The organism is Marinomonas sp. HM11-D (assembly GCF_057626615.1).
Genome location: NZ_JBMMKT010000045.1, coordinates 1 through 288 on the forward strand (window position 1 = coordinate 1; position 288 = coordinate 288).

The window sequence follows — 288 nt, forward strand, 5'->3', positions numbered from 1 at the left end:
CCCGTATTACCATTGTGTATCTCGTTGTGTGCGTCGTGCATTTTTGTGTGGTGACGATAATATGACGGGAAAAAGCTACGAACATCGTCGATATTGGGTGGAAGAGTATTTGGTTTTCCTCACCCAAGTGTTTGCGGTTGATCTGTGTGCCTATGCGGTAATGAGCAATCACACCCATGTGGTGTTGCATGTTAATGCCGAGAAAGCACAGGGCTGGAGCAAGATCTTAGACACCCACACTTATTTGATCCCCGTCATTCTTCGTCTGTTCAATATTCGATCAATCTG

General features: G+C 45.5%; 1 protein-coding gene. It reads left to right on the forward strand.

Translation table 11 applies throughout. The annotated features are described in order from the left end of the window. A partial coding sequence (locus ACOSVP_RS18610) for a transposase (RefSeq protein WP_487348978.1) occupies positions 1–288 on the forward strand: 288 nt, incomplete at both ends.